Source organism: Paraburkholderia bannensis, from assembly GCF_014200455.1.
Taxonomy (GTDB): domain Bacteria; phylum Pseudomonadota; class Gammaproteobacteria; order Burkholderiales; family Burkholderiaceae; genus Paraburkholderia; species Paraburkholderia bannensis_A.
The window spans coordinates 537,029-550,563 of the sequence record NZ_JACHBW010000002.1; the positions used below are offsets into that span (position 1 = coordinate 537,029).

Annotated in this window: 11 protein-coding genes; 9 read left to right on the forward strand and 2 right to left on the reverse strand. The window is 64.7% G+C overall.

The annotated features are described in order from the left end of the window. Positions 1–33 precede the first annotated feature (33 nt). From F4827_RS05530 to purU, 5 genes are all read left to right on the forward strand, one after another. Positions 34–2,031 (forward strand): cation:proton antiporter, encoded by a 1,998-nt coding sequence (locus F4827_RS05530; protein ID WP_183722607.1) that lies wholly within the window; start codon positions 34–36, stop codon positions 2,029–2,031. Positions 2,032–2,113: 82 nt separating this feature from the next. After that, complete coding sequence (locus F4827_RS05535) at positions 2,114–2,680, forward strand: adenine phosphoribosyltransferase (protein ID WP_167067418.1); 567 nt, start codon at positions 2,114–2,116, stop codon at positions 2,678–2,680. 30 nt (positions 2,681–2,710) lie between these two features. Next, positions 2,711–3,337 (forward strand): LysE family translocator, encoded by a 627-nt coding sequence (locus F4827_RS05540; protein WP_167067421.1) that lies wholly within the window; start codon positions 2,711–2,713, stop codon positions 3,335–3,337. 28 nt (positions 3,338–3,365) lie between these two features. Continuing rightward, positions 3,366–4,235, forward strand: a complete 870-nt coding sequence (locus F4827_RS05545; RefSeq protein ID WP_183722609.1) for an NUDIX hydrolase family protein — start codon at positions 3,366–3,368, stop codon at positions 4,233–4,235. 70 nt (positions 4,236–4,305) lie between these two features. Further along, positions 4,306–5,175: a formyltetrahydrofolate deformylase gene (gene purU, locus F4827_RS05550; protein ID WP_183722612.1), complete on the forward strand. Its 870-nt coding sequence runs from the start codon at positions 4,306–4,308 to the stop codon at positions 5,173–5,175. A gap of 70 nt (positions 5,176–5,245) precedes the next feature. Here the strand turns inward: purU and F4827_RS05555 are convergent, their stop codons facing one another. Together F4827_RS05555 and uvrA are read right to left on the reverse strand one after the other, a co-directional pair. Then, positions 5,246–6,343 (reverse strand): AI-2E family transporter, encoded by a 1,098-nt coding sequence (locus tag F4827_RS05555; protein ID WP_183722614.1) that lies wholly within the window; start codon positions 6,341–6,343, stop codon positions 5,246–5,248. A gap of 133 nt (positions 6,344–6,476) precedes the next feature. Then, the gene (gene uvrA / locus F4827_RS05560) at positions 6,477–9,377 is read right to left on the reverse strand and encodes an excinuclease ABC subunit UvrA (RefSeq protein ID WP_183722616.1); all 2,901 of its coding nucleotides are present in this window, start codon (positions 9,375–9,377) and stop codon (positions 6,477–6,479) included. A 245-nt stretch (positions 9,378–9,622) separates the two neighbouring features. Between uvrA and F4827_RS05565 the strand changes: the two genes are divergently transcribed. The 4 genes from F4827_RS05565 (at position 9,623) to F4827_RS05580 (ending at position 13,513) form a co-directional block, all read left to right on the forward strand. Next, positions 9,623–10,828: an MFS transporter gene (locus tag F4827_RS05565; RefSeq protein WP_409258762.1), complete on the forward strand. Its 1,206-nt coding sequence runs from the start codon at positions 9,623–9,625 to the stop codon at positions 10,826–10,828. A gap of 125 nt (positions 10,829–10,953) precedes the next feature. Beyond that, positions 10,954–11,496 (forward strand): single-stranded DNA-binding protein, encoded by a 543-nt coding sequence (locus F4827_RS05570; RefSeq protein WP_183722619.1) that lies wholly within the window; start codon positions 10,954–10,956, stop codon positions 11,494–11,496. Positions 11,497–11,882: 386 nt separating this feature from the next. Further along, positions 11,883–12,545, forward strand: coding sequence for a transcriptional regulator (locus tag F4827_RS05575; RefSeq protein ID WP_183722621.1), 663 nt, complete (start codon positions 11,883–11,885; stop codon positions 12,543–12,545). Further along, complete coding sequence (locus tag F4827_RS05580) at positions 12,542–13,513, forward strand: threo-3-hydroxy-L-aspartate ammonia-lyase (RefSeq protein WP_183722623.1); 972 nt, start codon at positions 12,542–12,544, stop codon at positions 13,511–13,513. Before F4827_RS05575 ends, F4827_RS05580 begins: the two co-directional genes overlap by 4 nt. The last annotated feature ends 22 nt before the right edge of the window (positions 13,514–13,535 follow it).

Below are 13,535 nucleotides of genomic sequence, written 5' to 3' on the forward strand. Positions count from 1 at the left end.
GGCAACCCATAAGAAACGAGGACGCTTCGCACGATGATTTCACCGCTGGAAATGACGTTGTTCCTGCTGCTCGCTTCGGTGGTGGGCGTCGTGCTGTTCCGTTATCTGAATCTGCCGCCGATGCTGGGCTATCTGACGGTCGGGATTCTGGTCGGTCCGCGCGCGCTCGGCATCGTGCCGGACACGCACGGCGCGCAGAACCTGGCGGAATTCGGCGTGGTGTTCCTGATGTTCTCGATCGGGCTGGAGTTTTCGCTTTCCAAGCTGCGCGCGATGCGGCGCGCCGTGTTCGGGCTGGGGCTCTCGCAGGTCATGGGGTCGATCGCGGTGGCGCTGCTGGTGGGACTCGCGCTCTCGCCGTGGGTGCATATCACCTGGCAGGCCTGCGTGGCGCTGGGCGGGGCGCTGGCCATGTCGTCCACCGCCATCGTCAGCAAGATGCTGGCGGAGCGGCTGGAGATCGAATCGGAGCATGGCCGCAACATCCTTGGCGTGCTGCTGTTCCAGGATCTGGCCGTGGTGCCGCTGCTGATCGTGATCGCGGCGTTTGGCGGCTCGTCGGCGTCGCTGATCGAATCGCTGGGCATGGCGGCCATCAAGATCGTGCTCGCGCTGGGCATTCTGTTGTTCGTCGGCCAGAAGTTCATGACGCGCTGGTTCAACGTGGTCGCGCGGCGGCGCTCGCAGGAGCTGTTCGTGCTGAACGTGCTGCTCGTCACGCTGGGTGCGGCCTTCATCACCGATAAATTCGGCCTGTCGCTCGCGCTGGGCGCGTTTATCGCCGGGATGTTGATCGCCGAAACGCCCTACAAGCATCAGGTGGAAGAGGACATCAAGCCGTTTCGCGACGTGCTGCTGGGCCTTTTCTTCGTGACCACGGGCATGCTGCTGAACCCGCATGTGATCTGGCAGCACCCGCTCATGGTGGCCGCGTTCCTGATCGCGCCGATCGTGCTCAAGGCCGTGCTCATCACCGCGCTCACGCGGCTCTTTGGCGCGTCGCCGGGCGTGGCCATGCGCACGGGCCTCGGGCTCGCGCAGGCGGGCGAATTCGGCTTCGTGCTGCTTAACCTGATTCTCGACAAGCATCTGGTCGATCCCACGCTGCTGCAGGCGATCCTCGCGGCGATGCTGCTGTCCATGCTGGCCGCGCCGTTCCTGATCCAGAACGCCGACCGCATCGTGCTGCGCCTGTCCTCCACAGAATGGATGCAGCAGTCGCTGATGATGACGCGCATCGCTACGCAAAGCCTCAAGCAGAGCGGCCATGTGATCGTCTGCGGCTATGGCCGCGCGGGGCAGAACCTGGCGCGCATGCTCGAATACGAGGGGCTTTCGTATGTGGCGCTCGACCTCGACCCGGATCGCGTGGCGGCGGCGGCGGCGGCGGGCGAATCGGTGGTGTTCGGCGATGCGGCGCGGCGCGAGTCGCTGGTCGCGGCCGGCATCCATCGGGCGGCGGCGGTGGCGATCACCTATGCGAACACGCAGTCGGCGTTTCGCGTGCTGCATCACATTCACGAACTGGAGCCGACTCTCCCGGTGATCGTGCGCACCGTCGACGACGCCGATCTCGAACGCCTGCTCGCCGCGGGCGCAACCGAGGTGATCCCGGAAATCGTCGAAGGCAGCCTGATGCTGGCCTCGCACATGCTGGTGCTGATGGGCGTGCCGATGCGCCGCGTGGTGCGCCGGGTGGAAGAACTGCGCGACGAACGTTACAGCCTGCTGCGCGGCTACTTCCACGGCACCGACGATGCCGGCGAGGACGGTCACGAGCAGGTGCGGCTACAATCCGTACCGGTCGACGAGCGCGCCGACGCCGTGGGCCGCACGCTCGCGGAACTGGGGCTGGCCGACCTCGGCGTGGTCGTGACGGCGATCCGCCGCCACGGCATCCGCGGCGTGGAGCCGGACCCGTCCACCAAGCTGCGCGAAGCCGACATCGTCGTGCTGCGCGGCCTGCCCGAGCAGCTCGCGCTGGCCGAGGAGCGTCTGTCGCGCCACCGCAAGGCGGGCGCGACGGCCTGAGCGCCGCTGGGCCTTTCGGGGTCCCGCCCCGTTATCCGGCCCGCCTCTATCTATCTGTTACTCGTTACTACCCGGAGAAATCATGTCCAACGCACCTGCGAACGCGAGCGTCGATCCTGCGCAGTTCGTAAATAGCCTGATCCGCACGGTGCCTGACTGGCCTCAGCCGGGAGTGCAGTTCCGCGACATCACGCCGCTCATCGGCGACCCGAAGGGTCTGCGCGTGCTGATCGACCTGCTGGTCGAGCGTTACGTGGGCATGAAGCTCGACCGCATCGCGGGTCTGGACGCGCGCGGTTTCATCATCGGGCCGATCGTCGCCTATGAGTTGAACGTGGGTTTCGTGCCGATCCGCAAGATCGGCAAGCTGCCGTACAAGACGGTTTCGGAAACCTACAAGCTCGAATACGGCGAATCGACGGTGGAGATTCACGAGGACGCGGTCAGCCAGGGCGAGCGCGTCGTGATCGTCGACGATCTGATCGCCACGGGCGGCACCATGCTCGCGGGCAAGCGGCTGCTGGAGCGTCTGGGCGCAACGGTAGTGGAAGGCGCGGCGATCATCGACCTGCCGGAACTGGGCGGCTCGAAGCTGCTCACCGAATCGGGCCTGCCGCTTTACACCATCACGTCGTTCGGCGGACATTGATTCCGCGGATTTCACGGAGGCCCTGAGGCCATGCCCAATTTCGCGCTCTTTCTCGCGACTTCGCTCGCCATCACTTTCGCGCCCGGTCCGGATAATCTCCAGGTGCTCGCGCGCGGCATCTCGCAGGGCCGCGCCGCCGGTCTGGTGTCCGCGCTCGGCTTTGCCGCCGGCGTGACGTTCCACACCACGCTGGCCGCGCTGGGTATCGCCGCGCTGCTGCGTTCGTCGCCGCTGGCGTTCCAGATTCTCAAGCTCGCGGGTGCGGCCTACCTGATCTGGATCGGCGTGAAGGCGCTGCGCAGCCAGGGCCTGGCTTCTGCGGGCGACCGGCCGCGTCAGCCGCTCTCGACGATCTTTCGCCAGAGCGTGCTCGGCAACGTGATGAACCCGAAGGTCACGCTGTTCTTCGTGGTGTTCCTGCCGCAGTTTGTCGATACGCATGGCGCACAAAGCGGCGCGCAAAGCGTGACGCTGCAGATGCTCGAACTGGGCGTGGTGTTCATGCTGCAAACGGTGGTGGTGTTTTCGATCTTCGGCCTGTGCGCGGGCACCATCGGCGGCTGGCTCAAGCGCCGTCCGCGCGCGGGCGTGTGGCTCGACCGCCTCGCGGGCCTGACCTTCATCGCCATCGGCATGCGCATTGCACTGCGCGATTGAACTTGCCGCACGACTACCGGATGACCCGATGAGCTTGCCTTGCATCCTTGACGCGCGCCGCTTCGACGCCGCCGCGCACCTGCCGTTTTACTTCGGCGACGAGCGCGTGGGCTGGATTCGCCGCGCCGACGTCCCGCTGCTGGCGCGTTGGCCCGATGTCTTCACCATCGTCGATGCCGGGCCGGACGCGCATGTCGCGCTCGGCGCCGGGTTCGACAACGTCACGGCCCGCAGCGCGGCGCTGGGATCGGTGATTGGCGCGCTTGCCGCCGAGGGCCGCATTCCGGGCTGGCGCAACGAGACCTACGCGATCCGCAACCGCTTCGACGCGCCGCCGCTTGCCTTTATCGAGCGCGCCGCCTCGCGCTTCTTCGGCACCATGACCTACGCGGTGCATCTGAACGGCGTCGTAGAATATGCGGCCACGGCAGCGGGGAAAGCTCCGCAGTTGTGGATCGCGCGCCGCAGCGACACCAAGGCCACCGACCCCGGCATGCTCGACAACGTCGTGGCGGGCGGCATCGGCTGGGGCCTGGGCGTCGAGGCGACGCTTGCGAAGGAGTGCTGGGAAGAGGCGGGGATCGCCGCCGAACTGGCCGCGCGCGCCACGCCGGGCCGCACCGCACATGTGCTGCAGTCGCTGCCCGAAGGCACTCAGGCCGAGCAGATTTTCGTCTACGACCTCGTGTTGCCCGAAGATTTCGTGCCGCACAATCAGGACGGCGAAGTGGGCGAGCACCGCCTCGCGGGCATCGAGGAAACCGCGCGCTGGATCGAGGAAGGCCGAATGACGGTCGACGCGAGTCTCGCGACGCTCGACCTGCTGCTGCGCCGCCAATGGATCGACGAAGACGCGTGCGAGGGCATCGCCGCGATCTTCGAACCACCGACGCTGTGAAAGGGCGTTGGATTTTTTACTCGCTAAAGCCCTTTTGAATCACAAAGAAATGACGGGAGTTACCAAGGTCATGTCGACCGATCACAGCTTCATTCTCAATCTGTCGTGCGCCGACCGGCCGGGCATCGTGCATGCCGTGTCGGGTTTTCTGTTCGAGCGCGGCAGCAATATCCTCGATTCAGCGCAGTTTGGCGACAGCCACACGAGCGAATTCTTCATGCGCGTGCACTTCCAGCAAGTGGGCGGCGACCCGGGCCTCGACGGCCTGCGCGCGGCGTTTGCGCCGCTGGCCGAAGAGTTCGACATGCGCTGGGAGCTGCAGGACGCGAACGTGAAGCCGCGCGTGATCATCATGGTGTCGAAGATCGGCCACTGCCTGAACGACCTGCTGTTCCGCTACCGCACCGGCCAGTTGCCGATTGAAATCCCTGCGATCATCTCGAATCACAAGGACTTCTATCAGCTGGCGGCGAGCTACAACATTCCGTTCCATCACTTCCCGCTGCTCGGCGGCACGGCTGCCGACAAGGCCGCGCAGGAAGCGCGTGTGCTGGAAGTGATCAACAACGAACGCGCCGATCTGGTGGTGCTCGCGCGCTACATGCAGATTCTCTCGCCGCAGCTGTGCGATGCGCTGGAAGGCCGCGCAATCAACATTCACCACTCGTTCCTGCCGAGCTTCAAGGGTGCAAAGCCTTACTACCAGGCGTTCGACCGCGGCGTGAAGCTGATTGGCGCGACGGCGCATTATGTGACGTCGGACCTGGACGAAGGCCCGATCATCGAGCAGGAAGTCGAGCGCGTGGACCACAACATGACGCCGGAGCAGCTGACGGCGATCGGCCGCGACGTGGAATGCGTGACGCTCGCGCGTGCAGTGAAGTGGCACGTGGAGCACCGCATTTTGCTGAACGGGCACAAGACGGTGGTTTTCCGTTGAGCTGAGCTTTTGCTGCGTAGTAACGAAAATGGCCGCGAAAGCGGCCATTTTTCATCGCGCATCGCAAGCCTCAAACCAGCCGCAGATAAATCAGCTCGCGCTTGATATACGCGTAGAAAATCGGCGCGGCGATCACGCCCTGGATGCCGAATGCGGCTTCCATCACCAGCATCGCCATCAACAATTCCCAGGTGCGCGCCTCGATCTGGCCGCCCACGATGCGCGCGTTCAGGAAGTATTCGAGCTTGTGGATCAGGATCAGGAACGCCAGCGCCGTCACCGCCGCCGGCAGGCTGACCGTGAGCGCGATCGCCACGATCAGCGTGTTCGAAATCAGATTGCCGATCACCGGCAGCAGGCCTACCACGAAGGTCACCACCACCAGCATCTTTGCAAGCGGCAGCGGCGCGTGCACCACCGGCAGCACCAGCAGCAGGAACAGCCCCGTGAAAACGGTGTTGATGGCCGAAATCTTCACCTGCGCGAACACGATGCGGCGAAACGCGTCCGCGAAACGCGAGACGCGCGCGACAAACGCCGTCGACAGCGGCAGCCGCGTGGCGTTCTTCTGCGCACCGATCGCGATGATCGCGCCGATGATCATGCCAATCACGATATGACCCAGGATGCGCGCCGCGTTCTTGCCGCCCTGGCCAAGCTGGGTGGCGTGCTCGTGCATCAGCGCGAGCGCCTTGAGCTTCATCTGCGCGACGTCCACGGGCAGATAGGAGGCGATGGCGTCGGGAATGCGCCCGCGCGCCTGATCGACGAAGGTCATCATCTGCGCCATGACCTTCTGCACGCTCGGCACGTCGTTTTCGAACTGCTCGATTACGCCCACCGTGAGGCCGGTGAGCACGCCCACGATCACGATCGACACCAGCACCACCGAAAGCCAGCGCGCGCGGCTGCTCGACATGCGCCGCTCGATCAGCGGTGAAATCGTGTGCACGAGTTGATAGACGAGCATGCCCGCGAGCAGGGCGCCGAGCAGGTTCAGATGCAGCACCGCCCACATCCCGCCGATCGCGGCCAGGTAGCTGCCGATTTCCACCGCCGACAGCTTCGGCAAGCTCATATCGCTCGTGAGCCTCACGGGCCGGGGCCGCAGATCGCGCACCTGCTGCTTGTCGTTCGCTGTGTCGGTCGCTTCGTTGCGCTTGGCCATGTTGCGTGTATTCCGTCCCCAGACCCTTGGGGGCGCGCGGCCCCCGTTCCGTTGTGTGCGCAGCCTTAGTGAAAACCTGCGCTGCGTGTTTGCCCAGCTTGTTGCCCGACTCTGTTTCTGACTGCGTGACCCACTACGTGCCCGAAGCCGTATCGAGCGCGGCGACCTTGCCGCCCGAGCGCTTGAGCAGCGGCGCGAGATAGCGGCCGGTGAAGCTGGCCTTCGACTTCGCCACCTGCTCGGGCGTGCCTTGCGCCACGATCTGGCCGCCGCCCGCGCCGCCTTCGGGACCCATGTCGATGACCCAGTCTGCCGTTTTGATTACATCGAGATTATGCTCGATGATCACGACTGTATTGCCCTGATCGCGAAGCCGGTGAATCACTTCGAGCAGCAGGGCGATGTCGTGGAAGTGCAGGCCGGTGGTCGGCTCGTCGAGGATGTAGAGCGTGCGGCCGGTGTCGCGCTTGGACAGTTCCAGCGACAGCTTCACGCGCTGCGCCTCGCCGCCCGAGAGCGTGGTGGCCGACTGGCCAAGGCGGATATAGCCCAGACCCACGTCCAGCAAGGTCTTGAGCTTGCGCGCGACGACCGGCACCGCCTTGAAGAACTCGTAGGCGGTTTCCACCGTCATGTCGAGTACTTCGCTGATGTTCCGGCCCTTGTACTGGATCTCCAGCGTCTCGCGGTTGTAGCGCTTGCCGTGGCAGACGTCGCACGGCACGTACACGTCAGGCAGGAAGTGCATTTCCACCTTCAGCACGCCGTCGCCCTGGCAGCTTTCGCAGCGGCCGCCCTTGACGTTGAAAGAGAAGCGTCCGGATTCGTAGCCGCGCTCCTTGGCCGCCGGCACGCCCGCGAACAGTTCGCGGATCGGCGTAAAGAGGCCGGTGTAGGTGGCGGGGTTCGAGCGCGGCGTGCGGCCGATCGGCGATTGATCGACGTTGATGACCTTGTCGAAGTGCTCCAGGCCCTCGATGGCCTCGAACGGCGCCGGTTCCGCCGACGATCCGTACAGATGCTGCGCGACCGCGTGGTAAAGCGTGTCGTTGATCAGTGTGGACTTGCCCGAGCCCGACACGCCCGTCACACAGGTCAAGAGGCCCACCGGCAGGTCGAGCGTAACGTGCTTGAGGTTGTTGCCGTAGGCCTCGACAATGCGCAGGCGGCGCTCGCCGGGCTCCATGCGCTCGTCCGGATAGTCGATGCGGCGCGCGCCCGACAGATACTGGCCCGTCATCGAGGCCGGATCGCTCTCCACGTGCTTGGGCGTGCCTTCGGAAATCACCATGCCGCCGTGCTCGCCCGCGCCCGGCCCCATATCGACCACATAATCGGCCATGCGGATCATGTCTTCGTCATGCTCCACGACGATCACGGAGTTGCCCAGGTCGCGCAGGTGCTTGAGCGTGGAAATCAGGCGATCGTTGTCGCGCTGATGCAGGCCGATCGACGGCTCGTCCAGCACGTACATCACGCCCGTCAGGCCCGAACCGATCTGCGACGCCAGCCGGATACGCTGCGCCTCGCCGCCCGAGAGCGTTTCGGCGCTGCGGTCGAGCGACAGGTAATCGAGTCCGACGTTATTCAGGAACATCAGCCGCGCGACGATTTCCTTGACGACCTTGTCGGCGATCTCGCGCTTGGCGCCTTCGAGGCGCAGCGTCTGGAAGTAGCCGAGCGAGTCGCGCAGCGGCCAGCCGCTCACCTCGTAGATGGCGCGCGCGTCTTCATTCATGCCGATGCGCACGAAGCGCGCTTCGCGGCGCAGTCGCGTGCCTTCGCAGTGCGGGCAGGCCTGATTGTTCTGGTATTTCGAGAGTTCTTCGCGCACCGCGGACGAATCGGTCTCGCGATAACGGCGTTCCAGATTCGGAATGATCCCTTCGAACACATGTTCGCGCACCGAGGTGCGGCCGCGCTCGTTGATGTACGAGAACGGGATTTCCTGCTTGCCCGAGCCGTACAGCAGGATTTTGCGCACTTTCTCCGGCAGGTCTTCGAAGGCCGTGTCGATATCGAAGTCGTAGAACACCGCCAGGCTTTGCAGCATCTGGAAGTAGAACTGGTTGCGCCGGTCCCAGCCCTTTACCGCCCCCGCCGCGAGCGACAGCGACGGATGCGCGACCACCCGCTTCGGATCGAAGAAGGTGATCTGGCCCAGGCCGTCGCATTCCGGGCACGCGCCCATCGGGTTGTTGAACGAGAAGAGGCGCGGCTCCAGCTCCGGCAGCGAGTACGAGCAGATCGGGCAGGCGAATTTGGAGCTGAAGAGGTGCTCCTTGTTCGTGTCCATTTCGAGCGCGACCGCGCGGCCTTCGGCCAGACGCAGCGCGGTTTCGAACGATTCCGCGAGGCGCTGCTTCATGTCCGGGCGCACTTTCAGGCGGTCCACCACCACGTCGATGGTGTGGCGCTCGCTCTTCTTGAGCTTGGGCAGCGATTCCACCTCGTAGATCTTCGCCTCGCCTTCATTGGCCGTGCCGCCGCCCGAGCGCACGCGAAAGCGTACGAAACCCTGCGCCTGCATATCGTCGAAGAGTTCGGCGTGCTCGCCCTTGCGGTCCACGATCACGGGCGCGAGGATCATCAGCCGGGTTTCCTCGGGCAGCGCGAGCGCGGCGTCCACCATCTGCGACACGCTTTGCGATTCCAGCGGAATCTCGTGGTCGGGGCAGTACGGCGTGCCCACACGTGCGTAAAGAAGTCGCAGGTAGTCGTGAATTTCGGTGACCGTGCCGACCGTCGACCGCGGGTTATGCGAGGTGGCTTTCTGCTCGATGGAAATAGCCGGCGACAGACCCTCGATCAGGTCGACGTCGGGCTTTTCCATCAACTGCAGGAACTGGCGCGCATAGGCCGAGAGGCTTTCCACGTAACGGCGCTGGCCTTCCGCGTAAAGCGTGTCGAAAGCCAGCGAGGACTTGCCCGAGCCCGACAGCCCGGTGATCACCACGAGCTTGTGGCGCGGCAGGTCCAGATTGACGTTCTTGAGGTTGTGGGTTCGGGCCCCACGGATACGGATCTGTTCCATGAACCTGCGGGAGAAAGGGAGGCTAAACCTGCTACTATAACGACTTTTCCAGACCGCCGTTACGGCTTCCTGACGGTCTTTGAAAGGGTCCTGACGTGCGCCTGACGCATCGTACGCGGGCCCTGCAAGCGAAGCGACTGCTCTTGCATGCGACCCAGGCCTGCGCGCCGGGCCACGGTCGGCGCCACCGGCGCTCATGACCGCACGACCGGTGGGCAGCGGCGGCCTAAACACAAAACGCTCCGATGTCCTCCAACTCACCCGCTACCTCTTCACGCATGAGCGCGCCCGAAGTGCGCGCGACCGTGTCGCTTGCCGCGATCTTCGCGCTGCGCATGCTGGGCCTGTTCATGATCATGCCGGTGTTTTCGGTGTACGCGAAAACCATTCCCGGCGGCGACAACGTGCTGCTGGTCGGCATTGCGCTGGGCGCGTACGGCGTCACGCAGTCGCTTCTGTACATCTTCTACGGCTGGATTTCCGACAAGATCGGGCGCAAACCCGTGATCGCAGCGGGCCTTGTGATCTTCGCGATCGGCAGCTTCGTCGCGGCGGGCGCGCATGACATGACGTGGATTATCGTCGGTCGGGTGATTCAGGGCATGGGCGCGGTGTCGTCGGCAGTGCTCGCCTTTATCGCCGATCTGACCTCGGAGCAGAACCGCACCAAGGCCATGGCGATGGTGGGCGGCTCGATCGGCCTGTCCTTCGCGGTGGCGATCGTGGGTGCGCCGGTGGTGTTCCACTGGCTCGGCATGAGCGGCCTGTTCGCGGTGGTGGGCGTGTTCTCGATCCTCGCCGTGGGCGTGGTGCTGTGGGTGGTGCCCGATGCGCCCAAGCCCGTGCATGTGCGCGCGCCGTTCTCCGAAGTCCTGCATAACGTGGAACTGTTGCGCCTGAATTTCGGCGTGCTGGTGCTGCATGCCACGCAGACGGCGCTGTTCCTCGTGGTGCCGCGTCTGCTCGTCGATGCCGGTCTGCCGGTCGCGGCACACTGGAAAATTTACCTGCCGGTGATGGGCCTGTCTTTTGTCCTGATGGTGCCTGCCATCATTGCGGCAGAGAAGAAGGGCAAGATGAAGGCGGTGGTGGTATCGGCCATTGGCCTTATCCTGATTGGCCAGCTTCTGCTCGGCTCGCTTGCGCATACCATTGCAATCGTGGCGGCCGTGCTGTTCGTCTACTTCCTCGGCTTCAATATTCTGGAAGCGTCGCAGCCTTCGCTGGTGTCGAAGCTCGCGCCTGGCACCCGCAAGGGCGCGGCCACCGGCGTGTACAACACCACGCAGTCGATCGGCCTCGCGCTGGGCGGCCTGGTGGGCGGCTGGATGCTCAAGCACGAAGGAGCAAGCGCGGTTTTCTATGCGTGCTCTGGGCTGGTTCTGTGCTGGCTTATAATCGCGGCCAATATGAAGGCTCCGCCCAAACGGGCCGAAGCCAGACAGGCGTAAGCCTCAACAGACACATTGGCGAACAGCGGTTCGCGCCCGGCAGTCGCGCAATGACTGCAATGCGTGCGCATCGAGCAACATGAGCGCGCGGCCGCTTCTCGCAACTGAATCAACAGGAGAATTTCATGGCATCCGTGAACAAGGTGATCCTCGTCGGCAATCTCGGCGCCGAGCCGGAAGTGCGCTATCTGCCGAGCGGCGACGCCGTGGCGAACATCCGCCTCGCAACGACCGACCGCTATAAGGACAAGGCGTCCGGCGAGTTCAAGGAAATGACCGAATGGCACCGCGTGGCGTTCTTCGGCCGTCTGGCTGAGATCGTCTCGCAATACCTGAAGAAGGGTTCGTCGGTGTATATCGAAGGCCGCATCCGCACGCGCAAGTGGCAGGCGCAGGACGGCACCGACCGTTACTCGACGGAAATCGTCGCGGATCAGATGCAGATGCTGGGCGGCCGCAGCGGCGCCGGTGCATCGGCAGACGCCGATATGGGCGACGACGGCGGTTACAGCCAGCAGTCGTCGGCGCCGCGCGGCGGTGGCCGTGCTTCGGGCGGCAACGCGGGCGGCGGCGCTCCGCGTTCGAGCGGCGGCGCTAGCGGCGGTGGCCGCCCGAGCGCCCCGGCTGGCGGCGGCTTCGACGAAATGGACGACGATATTCCGTTCTGAGCGTCCGGCCACGCAGCATCCCATTCAAAACGCCCTTGCAGCATTGCCGCTGCAAGGGCGTTTTTCGTTGGGGTTTCGCTTTTCGTATTCCTCCGATTCAGGCGACGAGGCGCGCTCCCTAAGCTGATTTCCCACGACGCGCGGCAGGATGCTGCGCCCCACCGGAGTTCAGCCATGAGTCCCAGCCCGCTTATCGATCTCACCCGCCTGCAGCAGATTCCCGCTGCGTCTTACTCGCGCGCTTCGGCGTCCGGTTGCTTCGTCGCTTTCTTGCGGCGCTTTTTTGGCTGAACTTATCGACAGAATTTTTTGGCAACCCAACGTTTTGTCGAACGGTTTTGTCGGAGGGGGTTGACATTTTGTCGTAAACCGTCAAAATGTCATTCATGACGAAGCCCGCACTACACCACGAAAACCAGCTCCTGCTGCGCGAGGGCCGCAAGATCGTCGAGGCGCTCGGCCAGACGCTGGCGCCGCTCGTCGAGGTTCTGCTGCACGATCTCACGACACCGGAGCGATCGGTCGTCGCCATCGCCAACAATCTGTCGGGCCGTCAGATTGGCGATGCCGCCACCGAAATGGGTCTCGCGCGCATCGCGGACCCAGGTTTTCCCGATGTCGTCGCCAACTATCCGAATCGCTTTCCTGATGGACGGGCGGTCAAAAGCACATCGATCGGCCTGAAGAACAGCGCGGGCGAGTGCGTCGCGGCCATCTGCCTGAATATGGACGTGTCGCTGCTCGGCGCGGTCACGGCGGGCCTTGGCCAACTGATGCAGACCGGCGCGGCCGCGCCCGTCGCCGAAACGCTCGCGCCGCACGGCGGCGGCGAGGCGCGCGACACCATCCGCGTCGCGCTCGAACGCTTCGCTGCCGCGCGCAACACCACACCTATCGGCATGACGCTCGCGCAGCGCCGTGAAGCGGTGCGCGAGCTCGCCGAAAGCGGCCACCTGAACCTGCGCCACGCGCTTGCCGAAGTCGCGCGCACGCTCGGCGTGGCGCGCCCGACCGTCTATTCCTACCTGCCCAGCGAGCATCGATCATGAGTACCTTGCCGATTTCCTACGAAGACGTGGCCGCCGCCCACGAGCGCATTCGCGGCGTCGCGCATCGCACGCCTGTGCTGACTTCGCGCACTGCGAACGCGCTCGTCGGCGCGGACCTGTTCTTCAAGTGCGAGAACTTCCAGCGCATGGGCGCGTTCAAGTTTCGCGGCGCGTACAACTCGATCGCGCAGTTCACGCCGCAGCAGAAGCAGGGCGGCGTGATCACGTTTTCGTCGGGCAACCATGCGCAGGCGATCGCGCTTTCGGCGCAACTGCTCGGCGTGAAGGCCGTGATCGTCATGCCGAAGGACGCGCCCGCCGTGAAGGTCGAAGCGACGCGCGGCTACGGCGGCGAAGTCGTGTTCTACGACCGCTACACGGAAGACCGCGAAGCGCTCGGCCAGCGACTGGCCGATGAACGCGGCCTCACGCTGATTCCACCTTACGATCACCCGCATGTAATGGCGGGGCAAGGCACGGCGGCGAAGGAACTGTTCGAGGACGCGGGCGGACTGGACGTGCTGCTCACGCCGCTCGGCGGCGGCGGGCTGCTGTCGGGCAGTGCGACCGTGGCGCACGCGCTCGCCCCCGGCTGCACGGTGCTCGGCGTGGAACCGGAAGCGGGCAACGACGGCCAGCGCAGTTTCCAGTCGGGCGAGATCGTCCACATCGACACACCCAAGACCATCGCCGATGGCGCGCAGACCCAGCATCTGGGCAACTACACCTTTGCGGTGATTCGCGAGCGCGTGCAGGAGATCGTCACCGTGAGCGACGCCGAACTCGTCGAGACGATGAAGTTCTTCGCGAGCCGCATGAAGCTGGTGGTGGAACCGACTGGCTGCCTCGCGGCGGCGGCGGTGCTGCAACGTAAGCTGGATGTGCGCGGCAAGCGCGTGGGCATCGTGATTTCGGGCGGCAATGTGGATCTGTTGCGTTTCGCGGATCTGGTGAGCGCAAAAGACTGACGCGTTCGCAGCGACTCGCGGC

What these genes read in the sequence shown, in the direction of transcription:
- F4827_RS05530 (WP_183722607.1), top strand. Translation starts at nt 34, where the DNA reads ATGATTTCACCGCTGGAAATGACGTTGTTCCTGCTGCTCGCTTCGGTG.
- F4827_RS05535 (WP_167067418.1), top strand. Translation starts at nt 2,114, where the DNA reads ATGTCCAACGCACCTGCGAACGCGAGCGTCGATCCTGCGCAGTTCGTA.
- F4827_RS05540 (WP_167067421.1), top strand. Translation starts at nt 2,711, where the DNA reads ATGCCCAATTTCGCGCTCTTTCTCGCGACTTCGCTCGCCATCACTTTC.
- F4827_RS05545 (WP_183722609.1), top strand. Translation starts at nt 3,366, where the DNA reads ATGAGCTTGCCTTGCATCCTTGACGCGCGCCGCTTCGACGCCGCCGCG.
- purU (WP_183722612.1), top strand. Translation starts at nt 4,306, where the DNA reads ATGTCGACCGATCACAGCTTCATTCTCAATCTGTCGTGCGCCGACCGG.
- F4827_RS05555 (WP_183722614.1), bottom strand. Translation starts at nt 6,343, where the DNA reads ATGGCCAAGCGCAACGAAGCGACCGACACAGCGAACGACAAGCAGCAG.
- uvrA (WP_183722616.1), bottom strand. Translation starts at nt 9,377, where the DNA reads ATGGAACAGATCCGTATCCGTGGGGCCCGAACCCACAACCTCAAGAAC.
- F4827_RS05565 (WP_409258762.1), top strand. Translation starts at nt 9,623, where the DNA reads ATGTCCTCCAACTCACCCGCTACCTCTTCACGCATGAGCGCGCCCGAA.
- F4827_RS05570 (WP_183722619.1), top strand. Translation starts at nt 10,954, where the DNA reads ATGGCATCCGTGAACAAGGTGATCCTCGTCGGCAATCTCGGCGCCGAG.
- F4827_RS05575 (WP_183722621.1), top strand. Translation starts at nt 11,883, where the DNA reads ATGACGAAGCCCGCACTACACCACGAAAACCAGCTCCTGCTGCGCGAG.
- F4827_RS05580 (WP_183722623.1), top strand. Translation starts at nt 12,542, where the DNA reads ATGAGTACCTTGCCGATTTCCTACGAAGACGTGGCCGCCGCCCACGAG.